The sequence below is a fragment of the Streptomyces sp. NPDC003011 genome (assembly GCF_053591515.1).
Map to the genome: position 1 here is coordinate 61,204 of NZ_JBSFTY010000031.1, position 17,854 is coordinate 79,057.

The 17,854-nt window shown below is 69.9% G+C and carries 15 protein-coding genes; 3 read left to right on the forward strand and 12 right to left on the reverse strand.

The window, feature by feature from the left end; all coding sequences use genetic code 11:
* Positions 1–8: 8 nt before the first annotated feature.
* From ACWD0J_RS17760 to ACWD0J_RS17795, 8 genes are all read right to left on the reverse strand, one after another.
* The gene (locus tag ACWD0J_RS17760; RefSeq protein ID WP_451496733.1) at positions 9–4,301 is read right to left on the reverse strand and encodes an amino acid adenylation domain-containing protein; all 4,293 of its coding nucleotides are present in this window, start codon (positions 4,299–4,301) and stop codon (positions 9–11) included.
* Positions 4,288–4,545, reverse strand: coding sequence for a phosphopantetheine-binding protein (locus ACWD0J_RS17765; RefSeq protein WP_451496734.1), 258 nt, complete (start codon positions 4,543–4,545; stop codon positions 4,288–4,290). Before ACWD0J_RS17765 ends, ACWD0J_RS17760 begins: the two co-directional genes overlap by 14 nt.
* Before the next feature lie 41 nt (positions 4,546–4,586).
* Positions 4,587–6,179: a fatty acid--CoA ligase gene (locus tag ACWD0J_RS17770; RefSeq protein ID WP_451496735.1), complete on the reverse strand. Its 1,593-nt coding sequence runs from the start codon at positions 6,177–6,179 to the stop codon at positions 4,587–4,589.
* Between the two features lie 78 nt (positions 6,180–6,257).
* Positions 6,258–6,803 carry a (2E)-enoyl-ACP glycyltransferase gene (gene scoD, locus ACWD0J_RS17775; RefSeq protein ID WP_451496736.1) on the reverse strand — a complete coding sequence of 182 codons (546 nt, stop codon included), beginning with the start codon at positions 6,801–6,803 and terminating at the stop codon, positions 6,258–6,260.
* Positions 6,800–7,690: a (3R)-3-[(carboxymethyl)amino]fatty acid oxygenase/decarboxylase gene (gene scoE / locus ACWD0J_RS17780; protein WP_451496737.1), complete on the reverse strand. Its 891-nt coding sequence runs from the start codon at positions 7,688–7,690 to the stop codon at positions 6,800–6,802. The genes scoD and scoE overlap by 4 nt, the downstream gene beginning before the upstream one ends.
* Before the next feature lie 26 nt (positions 7,691–7,716).
* Positions 7,717–7,953 carry an acyl carrier protein gene (locus tag ACWD0J_RS17785; protein WP_451496738.1) on the reverse strand — a complete coding sequence of 79 codons (237 nt, stop codon included), beginning with the start codon at positions 7,951–7,953 and terminating at the stop codon, positions 7,717–7,719.
* A complete protein-coding gene (locus tag ACWD0J_RS17790; protein WP_451496739.1) occupies positions 7,950–9,044 on the reverse strand; it encodes a beta-ketoacyl-ACP synthase III in 1,095 nt (364 codons plus the stop codon). The genes ACWD0J_RS17785 and ACWD0J_RS17790 overlap by 4 nt, the downstream gene beginning before the upstream one ends.
* A 114-nt stretch (positions 9,045–9,158) precedes the next feature.
* The gene (locus tag ACWD0J_RS17795) at positions 9,159–10,562 is read right to left on the reverse strand and encodes an MFS transporter (protein ID WP_451496740.1); all 1,404 of its coding nucleotides are present in this window, start codon (positions 10,560–10,562) and stop codon (positions 9,159–9,161) included.
* Between the two features lie 936 nt (positions 10,563–11,498).
* Between ACWD0J_RS17795 and ACWD0J_RS17800 the strand changes: the two genes are divergently transcribed.
* Both ACWD0J_RS17800 and ACWD0J_RS17805 read left to right on the forward strand, forming a co-directional pair.
* Positions 11,499–13,850: a heavy metal translocating P-type ATPase gene (locus tag ACWD0J_RS17800; RefSeq protein WP_451496741.1), complete on the forward strand. Its 2,352-nt coding sequence runs from the start codon at positions 11,499–11,501 to the stop codon at positions 13,848–13,850.
* 43 nt (positions 13,851–13,893) lie between these two features.
* The gene (locus ACWD0J_RS17805) at positions 13,894–14,355 is read left to right on the forward strand and encodes a copper chaperone PCu(A)C (protein WP_451496742.1); all 462 of its coding nucleotides are present in this window, start codon (positions 13,894–13,896) and stop codon (positions 14,353–14,355) included.
* A gap of 13 nt (positions 14,356–14,368) precedes the next feature.
* Here ACWD0J_RS17805 and ACWD0J_RS17810 read toward each other — a convergent pair whose 3' ends face one another.
* The 4 genes from ACWD0J_RS17810 to ACWD0J_RS17825 all read right to left on the reverse strand — a co-directional run bounded on the left by ACWD0J_RS17810 (position 14,369) and on the right by ACWD0J_RS17825 (position 17,389).
* Entirely contained in the window at positions 14,369–15,121 is a 753-nt protein-coding gene (locus tag ACWD0J_RS17810) for an aspartyl/asparaginyl beta-hydroxylase domain-containing protein (RefSeq protein ID WP_451496743.1), read from the reverse strand.
* Positions 15,122–15,355: 234 nt separating this feature from the next.
* Positions 15,356–15,964 (reverse strand): sigma-70 family RNA polymerase sigma factor, encoded by a 609-nt coding sequence (locus ACWD0J_RS17815; protein WP_451496744.1) that lies wholly within the window; start codon positions 15,962–15,964, stop codon positions 15,356–15,358.
* A gap of 214 nt (positions 15,965–16,178) precedes the next feature.
* Positions 16,179–16,850 carry a hypothetical protein gene (locus ACWD0J_RS17820; protein ID WP_451496745.1) on the reverse strand — a complete coding sequence of 224 codons (672 nt, stop codon included), beginning with the start codon at positions 16,848–16,850 and terminating at the stop codon, positions 16,179–16,181.
* 140 nt (positions 16,851–16,990) lie between these two features.
* Positions 16,991–17,389 (reverse strand): alcohol dehydrogenase catalytic domain-containing protein, encoded by a 399-nt coding sequence (locus ACWD0J_RS17825; protein WP_451496758.1) that lies wholly within the window; start codon positions 17,387–17,389, stop codon positions 16,991–16,993.
* Positions 17,390–17,501: 112 nt separating this feature from the next.
* Here ACWD0J_RS17825 and ACWD0J_RS17830 point away from each other — a divergent pair, with 112 nt between their 5' ends.
* Complete coding sequence (locus ACWD0J_RS17830; protein WP_451496759.1) at positions 17,502–17,846, forward strand: hypothetical protein; 345 nt, start codon at positions 17,502–17,504, stop codon at positions 17,844–17,846.
* The last annotated feature ends 8 nt before the right edge of the window (positions 17,847–17,854 follow it).

Consider the following 17,854-nt stretch of genomic DNA (forward strand, 5'->3'; position numbering starts at 1 on the left):
CCCGGGAGTCAGTCCTGTCTTGCGGCCGGGTCCGGCAGCGTCCCGGTCTTGACACAGTGGTCGAGGTAGCGGAACACCAGGGCGCGGTCGGCCTGCGGGCAGGAGATGCCGCTGCCTTCGAGACCGCGCAGGACGTTGTCGGCCCGGACGCGGCCCAGCCCCAGGTCGGGGTCGGCGCCGCCGCTTTCGGAGTCCCCGTGGTCGGTCCAGGAGTCGAAGAACGCGCCGGTCGTCGCGGCCACGTCGGCGGAGCGGGGCAGTTGCGTACGCCACTGTGCCAAGGGGAGCCGCTTCACCGCGTATCCGTAATCCTGGACCCAGTCGTAGAGGTCGGCCAGCCGGATCTGGGGTACGGGTGCGTGGTTGAAGACCGTGCCGGGTCGCGGATCCGTCAGGGACAGCCGTACGACGGCTCGGGCGACGTAGTCCACCGGTGTCCAGACTTCCGCTTCGAACAGATCGGGCAGGATGCCGGCGGGGATGCCCGACTGGAGCACGCTCCACAGGAAATCCCGCTCGTTCACATAGCCGGTGTCCGGTGCTCCGACGACCCGGCCCAGACGGTGCAGGGTGACCGGCAGCCCCCGCTCGGCGGCCTGCTCCAGCAGGCGTTCGGAGGCCCACTTGGACTGCTGGTAGCCGTAGACGAGCCCGGGGTGCGGTGGCAGGAACGCCTCGGGCACCTCGGCACTGTCGCTGCCGGGCGGGGCGACGGACAGGGTCGAGACGAGGTGGAGCGGGACCGAACGGGCCGACGCCAGGCGCAGCAGCTGGCGGGTGGACTCGGTGTTGGCGGCGCGCAGGCTGGTGTAGTCACGCATGATGCTCACCGTCGCGGCGTTGTGGAAGATCGCGTCGCAGGTTGCGGCCAGGTCCGCGAACTGGTCCGCATCGAGCCCGAGTCGGGGGCGGGCGAGGTCGGCGGGCAGGGCGGTGATGCGCTGCGGGTCGGCGGGGAACGGAAGCTGCTGGTCGGTCAGGGCCCGGCGGACGCGGTCGGAGGCCGCGGCCGGACTTGTCGCGCGGACCAGGCAGATGATCTCGGCATCGGTGGCGGACAGGAGTTCGGCCAGCAGGTGTGAGCCGACGAATCCGGTGGCACCGGTGAGCAGGATCCTGCGCGGCGCGCTCGGTGCGCCGACGGGGACGCCGGGTGCTATGTCCTCGTCGAGCACGGCGTCGGCGAGGATCGTTTCCGGAAGGCCGGGAGCGGTCGCCGGCGCGTCCGGGGCGTGTTCCTGGTGCTGCTCCAGGTGGTGCGCCAGTTCGGCGGCCGTCGGATGCTGGAAGAGCCAGGCGACGCGGACTTCCCGTGCCAGCTCCACGCCGAGCCGGTTGGCGACCTGGATGGCCTGGAGCGACTGCGCTCCGAGGTCGAAGAAGTCGTCGTGGGGCGAGATGTTCTCGGCGCCCAGGATCTGCTTCCAGATGCCCGTGATGGCCTGTTCCAGAGAACTGCCGGCTGCCGCGGTCGCGGTGGTGCGGCTCTCCACGAGGGTGCTGAGCGCGTTCCGGTCGATCTTTCCCGAGCCGGTGCGGGGCAGCCGGTCGGTGAACTCCACGGCGGACGGGACCATGGCTGCCGGAAGCACGGCGCGCAGGTGCTCACGGATCTGGGCCGCCGTCGGCGCGGGGTCTTCGGCGACGACGTGCGCCGCCAGCCTCCGGGTGCCGTCCGGCAGCACCTGCCCGACCACGGCGGTCTCGCGGATGCCCGGGTGCGTGAGGAGTGCGGTCTCGACCTCGGCCGGCTGCACCCGGTGCCCGCTGATCTTGAACTCGCCGTCGGCCCGCCCGGCGAACCGCAGTTGGCCGTCGTCGCCGAGCCGCACGAGGTCGCCGGTGCGGTAGCCGCGGGGGCTGCCGGGCAGTTGGGGCAGGGGGGCGAAGCGGGCGTCGTCCAGCGCTCGGCCGCCCCGGTAGCCGAGGGCCAGCGCGTCGCCGACGAGGTACAGCTCACCGCCGAGGACAGCTGCCCGCATGCCCGGCAGGGGAACCCCGATCGGCACGTCTCCCGGGGACAGGGCGGGGTCGTGCAGGGCCGCGACCGTCGCGACCACGGTCGCCTCGGTGGGGCCGTAGGTGTTGAACAGCCGCACCGAGGAGCCGACCGACTGCCGCCAGCGGTCGACGCGTTCGGGCAGGGCGGCCTCGCCCCCGATGATGACCGTGCGCACCCCGGCGGGAAGGGCCGCGGCACCGGTCGAGACGGCGTAGGCCAGTTCGTGCCAGTAGGCCGTGGGAAGGTCGAGCACACTGATCCGCAGCCGATCGCACGCGTGCAGGAGCCGGGGCACCGACTCGGTCATGTCGTCGGTGCGTACGACGAGCGTCGCACCGGTGCACAGGGTGAGGAAGATCTCCTCGACGCTGGCGTCGAAGTGCAGGGGCGCGAACTGCAGGACGCGGTCCTCGCGGCGCAGCCCGTAGCGGTGGGCCGCACCGGCGACGAACGTGGCCAGCGAGCCGTGGCTGATCTCCACGCCCTTGGGCCGGCCGGTGGATCCCGAGGTGTAGATGACGTACGCCGGATCGCCCGGAGTGCCCGCGGCCGGAGCCGGTGCCGGGGCATCGGTGTCCGAGGCGTCGAGCAGCAGAGCGGCACGGTCCGCGAACCGGGCGGCGTACGCGCTGGTGGTGAGGACGAGGGCCGGTTTCGCGTCTTCCACAAGTGCCGCCGTACGGGAGGCCGGCGCGCCCGGGTCGAGCGGGCAGTACGCGGCACCGGAGAGCAGGACGCCGAGGATCGCGGTGACGGCGTCGATGCCGCGTGGCAGGACGACGGCCACGAGCGCGCCCGGTCCGACGTTCCGGGCCGCGAGCCGCTTCGCGAGGTGTCGTGCGGAGCCGAACAGCTCCGCGTAGGTGATGCTCTGTCCGTCGTGCTCGACGGCGGTGGCGCCGCCGCGTCGTGCGGCGTGGTCGGCGATCAGGGCCAGTACCGGCCGGGCCGGCCGGGGCAGCGGTCCGCCGTCGAGCACGGTGACGTGCCGCTGCCCGCCGATCGCCTGAGCCGGTGCGGCGACCGTCTCGCGCAGCAGGGACAGCAACCCCTGCTGGTGTGCGGTCAGTTCCGCCTCGTCGTAGAGGTCCGGGTTGGCGTCGACGGCGATCCTCAGCCCCGAGCCCTCGGCGCGGTCGTACACGTTGACCGCCAGGTCGTCGACGGGCCCCGCGGACACGTTGTGGACGGTGCTGCGGTGCCCGGCGAAGCGCAGGTCGTACTCGAACGGCATGATGTTGACGCCGGGCCCGGACAGCCGGCGCTTGCCGCCGACCAGCTTCAGTTCGCGCCGCAGCTGCTCGTAGCGGTACCGCTGGTGGGGGAGCCCGGCCCGCAGCTCGCCGGACACCCGCACCGCCAGGTCCCTGAGGCTGTCCTGCTCGTTGACGGCGATGCGCAGCGGGAGGATGTTGCGCACCATGCTCGGCACCCGCAGGGAAACGGATCCGAGGCGGCCCATGGCGGGCAGGCTGAGGACGATCTCGGGCGCTCCGGTGGCCCGCTGGATGTACGCCGCGGTCGCGGCCAGCACGACGTCGGACCAGGACACCGAGAGCTCGCGGGCGACGGAGCGCAGCGCCTGCGCATCGGCCTGGTCGAGGTCGGTGACGCGGCGCAGGAAAGCCCGCGCCGGGAGTGCCTGGCCTGCGGCGAGGGCGGCCACCGCCGGCCGGTCCGCGAACCGCTGGGTCCAGTACGCGCGATCCGTTTCGAAGCGTTTCGACGCGCGGTACGCGCGCTCTTCCTGCCGCACCGACTCCAGGGTGCCGAAGCCGCTGTCGCCGAGGGGCGCGCCCTCCACCAGGGCCGTGTAGACCTGCGCCACGCGATGCGCGACCAGGGAGAAGCCGAAGCCGTCGAGCGCGATGTGGTGCACCCGGTGGTACCAGAGGAACTCCTCGGGCGCCGTCCGCAGCAGGGCGTGGCTGAAGACCGGGCCACGCCCGAGATCGACCGGGCGGGCCATGTCACGGGCCATCCAGTCGAGGGCGGCCTGGTGCGGGTCCGGAGCGGTGGTGAGGTCGTCGATGTGCGGGCGCCAGTCGATGCCGGGAACGGTCAGCTGCCAGGGCTGTCCCTGGTCGTCGGCGACGAAGCGGACGTTCAGGGCCTCCACTTCGCCCACCGTGTGGCGGAGCGCCTGCTCGAAGGCCGCGGGCTCCACCGCCCCGTGGATCTGCACGTACTCGGCCGTGTTGTAGGCGGGGCTGTCCAGGTCGAGTTGCTGGCCGGTCCAGATGCCCTCCTGAGCGGCCAGCAACGGGTGCCGCTCGCCGTGCGCGTCAGGCGTCGGCATGTGCTGCTCCCGCCTGACGTTCGGACAGCAACTGCCACCACTGGGCGAACGACGTACGTTCGGCGAGCTCCAGGAAGCTCACCTCCGCACCGGCATCCCGCCACTTCGCGGCCAGGGTGGTGATACGCAGCGAGTCCAGGCCCGCGTAGAGGGGGTTTTCTTCCAGGTCGACTTCATCGGGTTGCTGATGCAGGAACTCCGCCAGGTCCGCACGGAAGCCCGCCAGCGTCAGGGGCTCAGGCATGTCGTTCTCTCTTGGTAGCTGGTGGGTTGGAGCTGTGCCGGTCAGTTGACCTTGCGTTCGGAGTCGCTCCAGAAGCGGTCGCGCAGTTCCCGGCGGAGGATCTTCCCGCTCGGGTTGCGCGGTACGTGGTCGATGAACTCGTACCGGGCCGGCAGCTTGAAACCGGCGAGCCGGTCGATGAGGAAGCGGTGCAGTTCCCGGGGCGTCGGCTGTTCACCGGGGGCCGTCACGACGAAGGCGTGCACGGTCTCGCCCCACTGCGCGTCGGGGGCCCCCACGATCACCGCCTCGGCCACGCCGAGGTGGTGCTCCAGCGCGTTCTCTATCTCGGCGGGGTACACGTTCTCGCCCGCGACGAGGATCGCGTCCTTGATGCGGTCGCGGATGAAGACGTAGCCGTCCTCGTCCACGTATCCGGCGTCCCCGGTGTGGATCCACCCGTCGACCAGGGTCTCGGCGGTCTTCTCGGGCAGACCCCAGTACTCGACCATGTGCGCCGGAGTGGCCAGGCAGACTTCGCCGACCGTGCCGGGCGGCAGTTCGCGGCCCTCGCCGTCGATCACCTTGCTGCGTACGCCGGGATACGGGCGGCCCGCGGCCTGCATCCGGGGGTGACCGGGGATGTGGTCGGCCGGGGGCAGGCACACGGCGGTGTTGCCGGTCTCGGTGAGCCCGTAGATCTGAGCGAACTCGGCTCCGAACATGGCCAGACTCTCTTCGAGCAGAGCTTCGGAGATCGGCGACCCGCCGTACACGATTTTGCGGAGCGTCGTGAAGTCACCCGGTGCGGCCCCGGGTTCGCCCAGCATCATGCGCAGCATCGCGGGGACGACGCAGGCGGTGGTGACGCCCAGGTCGCGGATGAGGTCGATCGCCTCGCGGGCCGCGAAGGCGCGCATCGCCACGACGGTGACGCCGGCGTTGAAGTTCTGGGTGGCCCACCACAGGCCGCCGACGTGGAACCCGGGGATGCCGATCAGGGCGATGTCGCCGGTCCGCCAGTCGATCCAGTCCAGCCCTTCGCTCGCGAGGGCGTCACGGATGGCGAAGAAGCTGCGGTGGGCCAGGACGACGCCCTTGGGCAGGCCGGTGGTGCCGCTGGTGTAGAGCTGGGCGACCGGGGTGCCGGGGCCGGCGGCGGGTGCCAGGTCGGTGCCGGGCTGGGCCGCCTTCCAGGCAGAGAAGCCGTCGGCGGCGCCGAGCCGGACCACCGTCTTCGGGGGCGTCGTGGGCAGCTTGTCCAGGATCGGCGCGAAGTCCTCCTCCAGGAAGAGCAGTTCGCTGCCGGAGTCCTGGAGGATGTGGCTGACCTCGGGAGCGGTCAGCCGCCAGTTGATGGGTACGAGCACGGTCTCGCTCTTGGCGCAGCCGAAGAGGATCTCGTAGTAGTGCTCGGACTCCTTGCCCAGGTACGCGACCCGGGTGCCCGGAGCGAGACCTGCGGCGTGGATGGCGTGGGCGACACGGTTGCTCTCGCGGTGCAGCTGTTCGTAGGTGAGGCTGCGTCCCTCGCAGAGGACGGCGGTGACCTGCGGTTGGTGCTCGGCGTGGAAGCGTGCCGTGTCGACAAGGGTCTGGAGTTCCGGGTGGTGCAGTGTGCTGCCGGTCGTCTGCGGCGCTGACAGTTCGGCCATTTCTGCGGCCCTCCGCTCTCGGTCGTCCGGAAGCGCGCCGCCATGTGGTGGCGGCGCGCCCTTGGGATCGGTTGCTGCTTACGGGGCGTTCACGATGGCGAGCTTCACTTCGCCGTCGCACCGACCGCCCGCGCTGTCCCAGTACCGGTAGGAGGTGTCGGCGATGATCAGCGGATTGTCGCCGCCGGGGGACCGCCGTTCAACCGACAGGAATTCGATCTCTCCGTAGAAGGATCGGGCGTTGATGGGGCGCCGGAAATTACCGCCGAACCGGGCGATGAGGATGTCCGGGAGCTGATGCTGCCAGTAGTCGTCCAGGGTCCACGACCTGAAGTCTTCCAGCAGACCCTCTTTTACCGACTTGGCGATGGCGTAGTACATCATCTGGTTGTAGCTGATGTTGACCTCGACCGCGTTGAGATGCCCGGTGTCGTCGATGTAGCAGGACTCCGGGATGGAGAACTCGCACTGTGCTGTGACGCGGCCGGTCTGTAAGCTGACGGACGCGGATTTCAGGTACTTGCAGTTCGCCTTGTACGGCCTCAGCACCTGCACCAGGAGTTCGTCGTCGCTTTCGAATTCCTGTGACGGCGCGTCCGGTCGTACGGCTGCTTTCGCGTTCATGCGGCGGCGGCCTCGTCGTAGAGCTTGCGCTCATCGTGGACGGTCAGCCGGAAGGAGACGGTCGGCTCGGGCGTGGTGGTGTGCCGGGCCCGGTGGATGAGGCTGCGGTTGTCCCAGACCAGCAGGTCGCCCTGCTCGAAGCTCTGCAGGTGGATGTTGCTGTGCGTGAACGTTTCGTCGAGCTGTCCGGTGGCCTCGAAGAGCTGGTGGAGCAGGTCCGACTCCAGCGGCTTGCCGTCTTCGTCCTCGATGCCGACGGTGAATCCCTCGCTGATGTAGAGGACCGTCTCGCCGGTCATGGGGTGAGTGAAGGCGGTCGGCTTGACGACGGCCGGGGTCTTCGTCTCGACTTCGTCGATGATCTCGGAGATCGGCCGGTACACGTCATGCGGACGGATCTTGAAGTACTTGCGCACCGAGTGCCGGCAGTAGGTTCCCGCGAGTTCCTTCTTGAGCTCCTCGGGGAGATTCTCGTACGCCTTGCCCATGTCGATGAAGTAGGTGCCCCGGTTCTTCGCCGGTATCACCTGCGGGTAGATGAGGGTGAGGCCGAACGGGTCCGGCATGAACTGGTAGTCGGCATGCCAGAACTTCCCCGTCTTCGGCACGCCTATCTGCTTGCCGTCCTTCGGGACGTTCGAGGAGACGAATATCTCCTCCACCTCGGGGTGCTTGTACATGGGCTCGTAGTACGTCTCGGGACGGCCGAGCAGCTTGCCGAGTTCGAGGAACTGCTGCGGCGTCAGGTCCTGGTTCTTCAGGACCGCGATCTTCTTCGTGTAGACCGTCTTCTTGAGCGTTTCGATGTCCGTGGGTGTGGCGGTGGCGTAGTCGAACCCCTCGACGCTGGCGCCGATTTCCTTGCCTGCCTGTGCCGTGATCTTCATGGTTCTCCGCTTTCCGTTGGTGACGGTCACTGGGCGAGTTTCGAGTCGATCAGTCGGGCGGTGGCGCCCAGGGTGAGGTCTTCCTGGAGTTCGTTGTCCGCGACGGTGACGCCGAGGTCGCGTTCGATGCGCATGCTGATCTCGACCATGGTCAGCGAGTCGACGTCCAGCCCGGCGAAGGTCACATCCGGACTGATCCGGTCGGGCGGAGCATCGTGCAATCTCGTGAGGATGCCGACCAGTTGGTCGTAGGTGGTGCTCATGGTGCGGTTACTCCTCGTCTGTCGTACGGATGGTCGACCTGCGGGAGGTCGGGCCAGGTCAGGAGGCAGGAACCCCACGTGAGGCCGCCTCCGAACGCGGTGAGCAGGACGCGCTCCCCCTGGTGGATGGTGTGGTGTGAGGCCGCATCGGCCAGGGCGAGCGGGATGGACGCGGCGCCGGTGTTGCCCACCGACTCGACGTTGGACACGTAGCGGCCCGGGGGCAGGCCGATGTCGTCCGCCACCGAACGCAGGATGCGCAGATTCGCCTGGTGGGGAACGAAGTGGTCGATGTCCTCGGCCTTGAAGTCGGCCCGGGTGAGGGTGGCGCGCGCCGAGGCCGCCATCCGTGTGACCGCGTGCCGGTAGACCTCCTTCCCGCGCATGGAGAAGTGGCGTTCGTGCGGGTGCACTTCGGCCGACGTCGAGCGCTGCCGGGAACCGCCGGCCGCCACCATGATCAGCTCCTCCTCGGCGCCGTCACTGCCGAGGTCGAAGTGGCCGACGGCGCCGGGCTCGCCGGGGCTCCCGGCACGTAGGACGACCGCTCCGGCTCCGTCCCCGAAGATGATCGCGTTGGCCCGGTCCTGCGGGTCGACGATCGTGGAGTAGGTGTCCGCGCCGATGAGCAGGACCCGTTCGGCCACACCGGCCGCGATCAGACCGGCGGCCGAGGCCAGTCCGTACACGAAACCGGTGCAGACGGCGCTGACGTCGAACGCCGCCGCTCCGGACAGGCCCAGCCTGCTGGCGACGACCGGGGCGGTGGCCGGGCAGGAGCGGTCCGGGGTCGTGGTGGCGACGATGACCGCGTCCACGGCTTCCGTACCCGCGGACCGCAGCGCCCGGCGGCCCGCCTCCACCGCCAGGTCGGAGGTCGCCTGGCCGGGCTCGGCGAAGTGCCGTCGGCTGATACCGGTCCGGGTCCGGATCCAGTCGTCGCTGGTGTCGAGCCGCCGGGACAGTTCCTCGTTGGTCACGACGCGCGGGGGAACCCAGGCGGCCAGCCCGCACAGGACGGCAGACCGGTCGTGCGGCGCGGAGGGCGGCGGGTCATAGGGGCTGAGGGAGTGTAGGGGCGCGCTGGACACAGCGGTGTCTCCTCGTGGTCGTGTCCGGGTGCGGATGCGGCGGCTCAGGGGCAGGAGGAAGGGGGAGGCTGCCGGTGGGCGGAGCCGGGCCGGCCGGGTGGGGCGTGGCGGCCTCTATCGGTGGGAGGCCTTGCGCAGCGCGAGGATGGCCACGGCGCCGGTACAGATTCCTGCGGCGATGACGTACATGGCGTCACGGACCCCGTCGAGCAGGGCGGCGCCGGAGAGGTTGTGGCCTCCGGTGCGGGCGACGGCGACCAGGACCGCCAGGCCCACGGCGCCGCCCACCTGGAGCGTGGTCGATGCCATACCCGAGGCAATGCCCTGGTCGCCGGGGTCGACACCGGTCGCCGCCGCGATCCACATTCCGGTCCAGGTGGCGCCCTGGCCGAGGCTCAGCAGCACGATGCCGGGCAGCAGGCGAACGTAGGAGCCGTCGTCGGTGAGGTTCAGGGCCAGGAGCAGCGCGCCGACAGCTCCCACGGCCATGCCGCCCAGCATGGTGGTGCGGACCCCGAGGGCGGCCACGGCCTTCTCGCCCGCGTGGGTTCCGGCAGCGACGACGAGGGCGGGGACGAGGAAGGCGAGTCCGGTGCCCAGCGCGCTGTAGCCGCGCACCGTCTGGAAGTACAGGGTCAGGAAGTAGGGGACGGAGCTGAACGTGGCGCTGAACAGCGCGGTCAGGGCCATGGCGCCGACCAGGCCGCGGTGGGCGAACAGTCGTGTCGGTGTGAGGGGATCGCGGGTACGCGCCTCGACGAAGGCGAAGAGTGACAGCAGGACGAGGGAGAGGGCCGCGCATGTCAGGACGCTGCGGCTGCCCCAGCCGGCTTCGGGCGCATGCACCAGGACGAAGACCAGCAGCGTGATACCCGAGGTGGCGGTCAGGGCCCCGAGGAAGTCGAAATCCCGTTGCCGGGTCAGTGGTCCGTCGGCGGGGAAGAGAAGCGCACCGGCCAGCGCGATCCCGCCGGCCAGGGGGATGTTGACGATGAACACCGACGGCCAGCCGAAGGCGTCCACGAGTACCCCGCCCAGCAGCGAGCCGAAGCACAGCCCGCCCGCTCCGGCGGCTCCCCACACGGCCAGCGCCCGGTTACGGCTCGGGCCCTCGTCGTAGAGGGTGTTGATCAGGGAGAGGGTGGCGGGAAACAGCAGGGCCCCGCCGATGCCCTGGACGGCGCGTACCGCGACGAGAATGCCGGCGGAGTCGGACAGCCCGCCCACCAGTGACGAGACCGCGTACAGCAGTGCGGCGAGGACGAAGATCCGGCGTCTTCCGAGCAGGTCGGTCGCCCGGCCCCCGAGCAGCAGCAACCCCCCGGTGGCCACGACGTAGGCGCTGACCACCCATTGGAGATCCTGGCCGGAGAAGCCGAGCTCGCTGCCGATGGTGGGGAGGGCGACATAGACGATGTTGAAGTCGAGTGCGATGACCAGCTGTGCGGTGGCCAGGACGAGCAAGGGCAGTCCGAGACGCTGGCGCGGTGGAGCGGATGGCGACTTTAGTGCAGACATAACCGGACAATCCCCCTTGAGATCTGCTAGCGATGCCTAGCGGATCCCTCGTTTCACGTGCACCACGGCGACAGGCGATCGCAGTGGCAGCGGTTCTGAACAGTTGCTGCGTGTCGAATCCGCCGGCCTCGGTGGTGCGTCACCTGCCTGGAGCGCGGCTCGTTCTGGATCGTGGCTCACTTGGTGCGCCTGCGACAAGCCATCGTCCACCGTTTCGGACTGGCTCAGATTCCGGTTGCTGGACTCGCTCGTGCGTACGAAGGGGGTCGCGGGGAATCGGCCGTCGGGAGCGGGCCCTTCCCGATCTCGCGGGCAGAGATCGCAGGTGGGGGAGGGGTTCCGTGGAGCCGGGGCGGCTCGAAAGTCATTCCCGACGGTGACATGCCTGTGTGGCATGCCGTGGCCGCAGCTCAGATAAACCCGCGTCTTCCGGCCATGCGAGCGGTGGATGGAGGTTGAGCGGATGACCAGTTCGACTGCTGTTTCAATCAAACTGACGCTGCGTTATAAAAGAGTTGACGGGGTCACACGGCCAGCGGTTCCGCGTGAATGGGAAAGGGCCTTTTCCGGTAGTCGGACGGAAAGCCTCCCTGGTTCCGGGAGCCGCCCATTTTTTTCGTCACATCTCCCTGGGGCCGATTTGGTCCGCATACCCCCGTACGGTATGGGACTTGAGAAGTTCCCGGCCCTACATGGAGAGGCTCCGATGCCGCCAGCCGTTCACCTTAAACTCCGTTTCGCCGTGCCTGCCGCTCTGCTGGGGTTCATCATCCTCATGCTCTCGCTGACGTCTCTTTCGTATGCCGTCGGGCGCCTCGCGGGCCCCGTGGCCCCGGGCATGCACCGGACCGTGGAGAATCCCGGAGACAGCGGTGAGCCAGGGATGTCGGACATGCATGGCAAAGGAGCCGTGGAGCGCCCCGTGAAGGAGGGACGATGACATCCGCCGACCACCGTCCGGCGGCGAACGGCTCCCTCACGACCACCGATCTCCTGGTCGGCGGGATGACCTGTGCCGCCTGCGTGGGCCGGGTGGAGAAGAAGCTGGGGCGCGTCGAGGGCGTGACGGCAACGGTCAACCTGGCCACAGGACGGGCCCGGATCTCCCATCCCCTCGCGGTGACCTCGCAGGAGCTGATCTCCACCGTCGAGAGCGCCGGCTACACCGCCGAGCTGCCGCCACCCGCCGCCGCCCCGGAGGACCAAGGGACATCGGCCGAGCGGCCGGAGAGCGCTGCCGACGTCAGAGAGCGGGACCGACTGTGGATCACCACGCTGCTGTCGGTGCCCGTACTCGTGCTGTCCATGGTCCCCGCCCTGCAGTTCGACTACTGGCAGTGGCTCTGCTTCAGCCTCACCGCGACGGTCGCGACCTGGGGCGCGTGGCCGTTCCACCAGCGGGCGCTCAAGGGATTGCGCCACGCCGCCGCGACCATGGACACCCTGGTCTCCCTCGGCGTGGTCGCGTCCTTCCTGTGGTCCGCTTACGCGCTGTACTTCGGGGGCGCCGGGGAACCGGGTATGCGCATGCCGTTCAGTCTGCTGCCCGGCGCCGAGGCCGGTGGCGCGCATCTGTACCTGGAAGCGGCGGTGAGCGTGCCGCTCTTCGTCCTCGCCGGGCGGTACCTGGAGGCGAAGGCCAAGCGCGGCACGGGTTCGGCGCTCCGCGCGCTCGCCGAACTCGGGGTCAAGGACGTCGAGTTGAGAGAGGGCGACAGTAACCGCCGGGTCCCTGTCTCAGAACTCCGGGTGGAGCAGGAGTTCGTGGTGCGGCCGGGCGAGAAGGTGGCCACGGACGGAGTCGTGACCGAAGGCAGCTCGGCCCTGGACCTGTCCCTGGTCACCGGCGAGAGCGCCCCTGTGGAGGTGGGCCCGGGATCCGCCGTGGTGGGTGCCGCCGTCAACGTCGGCGGGCTGCTCGTGGTCCGCGCCACCGCGGTCGGTGCCGACACCCAGCTTGCCCGGATCACCCGGCTGGTGACCGACGCGCAGGCCGGCAAGGCCCGCATCCAGCGGCTCGCCGACTCCGTCGCGAGTGTCTTCGTGCCCGCCATCGTGGCCGTCGCGTGCACGGTGCTCGGCTTCTGGCTCGGGGCCGGGGCGGACGGCGAGTCGGCCGTCACCGCAGCAGTGGCCGTACTCGTCGTCGCCTGCCCCTGCGCGCTCGGCCTGGCCACACCGACCGCGTTCCTGGCGGCCACCGGGCGAGGTGCTCAGCTCGGCGTGCTCATCCGGGGCCCGGAGGCGCTGGAGCGGCTGCAACGTGTCGACACCGTGGTCTTCGACAAGACCGGCACTCTCACCACCGGACGTATGACACTCGTCGAGACGACCGTGAGTACTCCCGGCGAAGACGCGGCGCGGGTTCTGCGGCTGGCCGGAGCGGTCGAGTACGGCTCCGAACACCCCATCGGCCGGGCCGTCGTGGCCGCCGCGCGCCGTGCCTCGGACGGGGATCCGCTGCCTCCCGTGGGCGGGTTCCGGGCCGTGACCGGGTCCGGGGTGCACGGCCGGGTCGACGGCCGCGAGGTCTTCGTCGGACGCCCGCGGCCGGGCACCGTGCTGCCGGACATCCTGCGGCAGGCGCTGGAGCGCGCCGAAGCCGCCGCGCGGACCGCGGTGGTGGTCGAGGCGGACGGCAGCCCCGTAGCCGTCCTGGCTGTCGGTGACAGCCTGCGGCCCTCCAGCGAGGATGCCGTGTGCCGGCTGCAGGTCCTCGGCATCGAGCCGATCATGGTGACCGGCGACGGTCCGGCAGCCGCCCGTGCCGTGGCCGAGCAGGTGGGCATCGACGAGGTGCACGCGGGAGTCACCCCGGAGGGCAAGGCGGACATCGTCGCGAAGCTGCGGGCCGACGGACGGCGCGTGGCCGTCATCGGCGACGGGGTCAACGACGCCGCCGCCCTCGCCTCGGCCGACCTGGGCATCGCCATGGGCAGCGGAACCGACGCGGCGATCGGCGCGGCCGACATCACCCTCGTACGGGAGGACATGCAGGCCGTCGTGGAGGCGGTACGGCTCACCCGCAGAACCCTGACCACGATCAGGGCCAACCTCGTCTGGGCCTTCGGCTACAACGTGGTCACCGTCCCGCTGGCGGCCACCGGCTGGCTCAACCCGATGTTCGCGGCGGTGGCGATGTCCGCCAGCTCCGTTCTCGTCGTCGCCAACAGCCTGCGACTGCGGGCATATCAGCCCGCTCCGCCGTACTCCGACGCCACGCGGAGCGCGGGCGGCACTCCCTCCCGGAAGGATTCCGATGACCTCAGTGCCAGCAGCGTCGGCTGACCACCCGCTCCCCCTGTGGCGCCGCCTGGCCACAGCAGGTGGCGTGCGTGCCGCTCTGGTGCCGACGGGTGCGTGCGCGGCCGTTCTGTTGCTGCTCTGCGCCTACACGGCGAGCGGGGCGGCCGGCGAACCACCGGCGGCCATCAGGGTCAGCGGTGGCCGGGTCTTCCAGCCGACCGACGCGGCCAACGCCGCGGCGTTCTTCTCCATCCGTAACACCGGTGGCGAGACGGACACCTTGGAGTCCGTCTCGTCCCTGGACCTCGGGGTCACGGTGCTTGCCCGTACGGTCACGGAGAACGGCGAAAACCGTGCGAAGCCCATCGGCCCCGTCACCGTTCCGGCCGGCGGCAGCCTGCGCATGGACCCGTCCACCATCAAGGTGATGGTCCTTGATCCGCCGACGCTGGAACTCGGCGAAAAGGTGCGCTTCGATCTGTGGTTCCGAAACTCCGGCCAGGTGCAGGTCACCGCCGTGACGGTACGCCCGGGCCCGCTGTACTGACGTCGGTGTCCGCTCAGCCCTCGCCCATCAGCTTGCGGATCTCGCTGATGAGCGCGACGAGAGCCGCCCGCTCGGGGACGGTCGTGTCCGGGTGCCAGAGGTCGACGAGCAGGCAGGTACGCGGGCGCACCCCGCGGTTCCATGCCTCATGCTCGAAGGAGTAGTCGAACAGCAGGCACTTGCCCTCCTCCCAGGTACGGGTCTCACCCGCGACGGTGATGCCGCACCCTTCCGGGATGTCGACGGCAAGGTGCAGGTTGATGCTGAAGTTCCACAGGTCGCAGTGCGGAGCGATCGCCGCGCCGGGGAGGAGGGTCGAGAAGTGGCACTCCAGGAGAGGGCAGAGTTTCCCCGTGTCGACGGCGTGTTCCCTGAGCACCTTGAACGCGGTGGGAGCGGTGTCGGCCGACTCCTCGACCAGGGAGCCTTTGCGGAATAAGTAAAGGGCCTGCCAGTCCTGTTGGCGTGTGAGGTAGTGCTCGTAGTCCGAAAAGGCGTTCCGGCGAGCGGTCCACGCGGTTTCCAGCTCAGCCTTGATCGAGGCGTGGTTCGCTTCCAGCGCGTGCACCACCGGGCTGAGTTCCGGATGCCCGTACGGATCGTGCCACGGCTGCTGAGAAATTCCCGGCATGATCCACTTGGCGCCCTTCTGGAGGGGATGCCGGTTTTGGTTGTTCGCTGCCAGCATCTCCTCGACGCGCACGATCGATTCCGATCCGTACATTTCCCTGATCGCGGCGAAGGCGTTCTCTATCTCCGGTGTCACGGGTATCTCCAGGATTCCGAGGTTCAGGTCCGAAGTCTCCGCCCGGACAGCAAGAGGCGTACCCCGGCTGTCCGGACGGAAATCGCTTGCTGGTGTGGCTGTGGGGGCGCGGGTGGAGCAAAACATACCCCGGCGCACTCCTCGTGCTTCAAGTGCTTCCGATTCTCGACAGGGGCCGGGAACCAGACGCCTCCGCGCCACGACCCCCAAGGAGGGAGGATGCAATTCCGGCCATTAATGTTCTGGCTCGCCACACGCCTCCGCAGCCCACAGCGAAACGCTTAAGTCCTCGCGGGCCCGCGCCACCCGGGAACGGATGGTGCCGACCGGGCAGCCCGCAGCCGAGGCGGCATCGGCATAGGACAGCCCGAGGAGCTGGGTGAGCACGAACGCCTCCCGGCGATGGACGTCCAGGCCATCGAGCAGATCGAGCAGGGCCACGCCCTCCTCGAAGCCCGGCAGACCGGATGGCTGTGCGCTTTCGGCCGCGGTGCGCCAGTCGGCGGTTTCGGCGATCTGGGGGCGGGCGGAGGCATACCGGTAGCGGTCGATGACCGACCTGCGGGCGATCGACATGAGCCAGGTGCGCACGCCCGAGCGACCGGCGAACTGCGGCAGGTTGTGCAAGGCCCGCAGGAAGGCGTCCTGGGCAAGGTCATCGGCGCCGTGCGTGTCGCCGCTGAGGTGTGCCACGAACCGCCAGACATCGCTGTACGTCGCCTGGACGAAGCGCTCGACAGCCATCGGGTCTCCGTTCCTGGCGGCCAGCGCCCAATCGGTCACTTCTTCGTCGTTCCCCGGACCGAATGGTCCCGGAGCAGAGCCGGCAAGGGCAGGGATCATCGCAGAGGGTCCTTCCGGATGCTGCGAGCGCGCACCAGGCAGGGCGGGGCGCGGCCCGGCAGCGTGGGGGCACTCCAAGGCGCGCCGCGTCCACGGTCGGTGGGCGCGCCGGAACGCCGTGGGCCAATGGCCGGCGTGCAGTGAGGTGCCGCCTCACGGGGGCGTGTGGCGGGTGGGCACGCCGGTACTCCGTCTGTCTGTCAGGGACGGACGGTCAGCAGCAGGCCACGTAGCCGGGAGGACCCCTGCGCGAGACGACGTGTTGCAGGAGCGCCGCATGCAGCCTGGATGCGGGGTCTGCGATCACCGGAGCTTCGGGCAACTGCGGCGGGGGCGCTGACCCCGTGATCCGCAGAGCCAGCCGCAGAGGGACGAACATCGCGGCAGCGAGCGAGCGGCCCAACCGGAACGCCGCCGATTCGCCGCGCCACAGCCACAGGCCGCACACGAGGGCGGCGAGCGTGTGGGCGGCGATCATGAGGGTGGAGCTGTGAACGCCGGGCGCCATCATGTCCATGGAACTCATGTCCATGGGCTTCATGCCCGTGGAGGCCATGTGCTCCGTGAGCTGCTCATGATTCATGCGCTTCATGAGCTCGACGTGCTCCATGCCGGCCATGGAGGCCGTCGGAGACGGCCGCAGCAGATCGAACAGGGAGTGCAGGCCGAACTGGGCCACGACCGTGGACCCTGTCACGACCAGGGGTCCGCGTTCGCGCCCGGCGATCCACCACGCAGCCGACACCGTGCCGGTGAAAGCGCTCCCCAGGACGAACCAGGGCGGCGAGGAGCCGGATGACCAGGCATGGCCGAGAGCCGCCGTCACCACGCAGACGGCCGCGAAGATCGCGGCTCGTGCAGCGCGGGACGCCGGCTCGGTGGTCATATCGACATGGTGTCATCCGACGGCCGCCCGAGGGGCGTCATCCGACAACCGTGCGAAACAGGGCCCGACCGAGGTACGTGCGGAGAGGACCTCGTCGGCGATGTACAAGGCCGCAGCAGGCAAGCGCCATCGCTGAGCGGTCAATTGGGGCGGGCCGGTGCCGGCGGGGTGGTGCCGGCGGGCCGGTGCGGGGCGGGCCGGTGCGGTCCGGTGCGGCGCCGCGCCACAGCTGCGCGCGTCGCGCGCCATATACCGGTTGGTCCGGGGCGGACGCAGAGAGCTGCATCCGGTAGAGGACCGTTGCGACACATATCGCATGCGCCCCGACCGCAAGCGCCGCAAGGCTCCGGATCGGGACGGCGGACCACTCCCACCACGAGGTCACCCGGTGCGAAGCCACCGCCCTGGGGGGCGCGGACCACCCGTCCCAACGACTCGTGCCCCAGCACGGGCCGTTCCCGGCCCGGCGGAGCCCAGCCGTACTCACCGGCGGCGATCTCCTCGTCCGTCCCGCACACTCCCACGGCGGTACCCTCCACCAGCTACAGGGAGCGCGGCATCAAGGAGATCGACGGGTACGCCGCCCAGCGGTGGTGTGTCGAGGCCGCGTACGCGGTCTCCCTCAGTCCCCGCCCGGCGGGCGTCGGAACGCTGATGGAGCCGACGACCGTGGTCGCCAAGGCGGGGGAGCAGGTGGAACGGATCGGTGCCCGGTCCTGGTTCGCACCGCAGCGGGTCCTGGTGACGGGTGCCGGTCCGATCGGTTTGCCGGACGCCGGCACGGTCAACCGGGACCTGGTGTTGGAGAACGACGTGGCCGTGGGCTCTGTCAACGCCGACTTGCGCCACTGTCGGCAGGCAGCCGAGGCGCTGGGGAAGGCCGGCACCGCCTGGCTCGACCGGCTCATCACCCGTCGGGTGCCACTGGATCGCTTCGCCGACGCCTTCACGAGCCGGCCCGGTGACGTCAAGACCGTCATCACCCTCGATGCCTGAGCGAGGGC

Excerpts from the sequence above, each read along its gene's own strand:
- scoE (WP_451496737.1), bottom strand. The coding sequence starts at position 7,690 with ATGAAGATCACGGCACAGGCAGGCAAGGAAATCGGCGCCAGCGTCGAG.
- ACWD0J_RS17795 (WP_451496740.1), bottom strand. The coding sequence starts at position 10,562 with ATGTCTGCACTAAAGTCGCCATCCGCTCCACCGCGCCAGCGTCTCGGA.
- scoD (WP_451496736.1), bottom strand. The coding sequence starts at position 6,803 with ATGAACGCGAAAGCAGCCGTACGACCGGACGCGCCGTCACAGGAATTC.
- ACWD0J_RS17760 (WP_451496733.1), bottom strand. The coding sequence starts at position 4,301 with ATGCCGACGCCTGACGCGCACGGCGAGCGGCACCCGTTGCTGGCCGCT.
- ACWD0J_RS17765 (WP_451496734.1), bottom strand. The coding sequence starts at position 4,545 with ATGCCTGAGCCCCTGACGCTGGCGGGCTTCCGTGCGGACCTGGCGGAG.
- ACWD0J_RS17800 (WP_451496741.1), top strand. The coding sequence starts at position 11,499 with ATGACATCCGCCGACCACCGTCCGGCGGCGAACGGCTCCCTCACGACC.
- ACWD0J_RS17785 (WP_451496738.1), bottom strand. The coding sequence starts at position 7,953 with ATGAGCACCACCTACGACCAACTGGTCGGCATCCTCACGAGATTGCAC.
- ACWD0J_RS17815 (WP_451496744.1), bottom strand. The coding sequence starts at position 15,964 with ATGATCCCTGCCCTTGCCGGCTCTGCTCCGGGACCATTCGGTCCGGGG.
- ACWD0J_RS17770 (WP_451496735.1), bottom strand. The coding sequence starts at position 6,179 with ATGGCCGAACTGTCAGCGCCGCAGACGACCGGCAGCACACTGCACCAC.
- ACWD0J_RS17820 (WP_451496745.1), bottom strand. The coding sequence starts at position 16,850 with ATGACCACCGAGCCGGCGTCCCGCGCTGCACGAGCCGCGATCTTCGCG.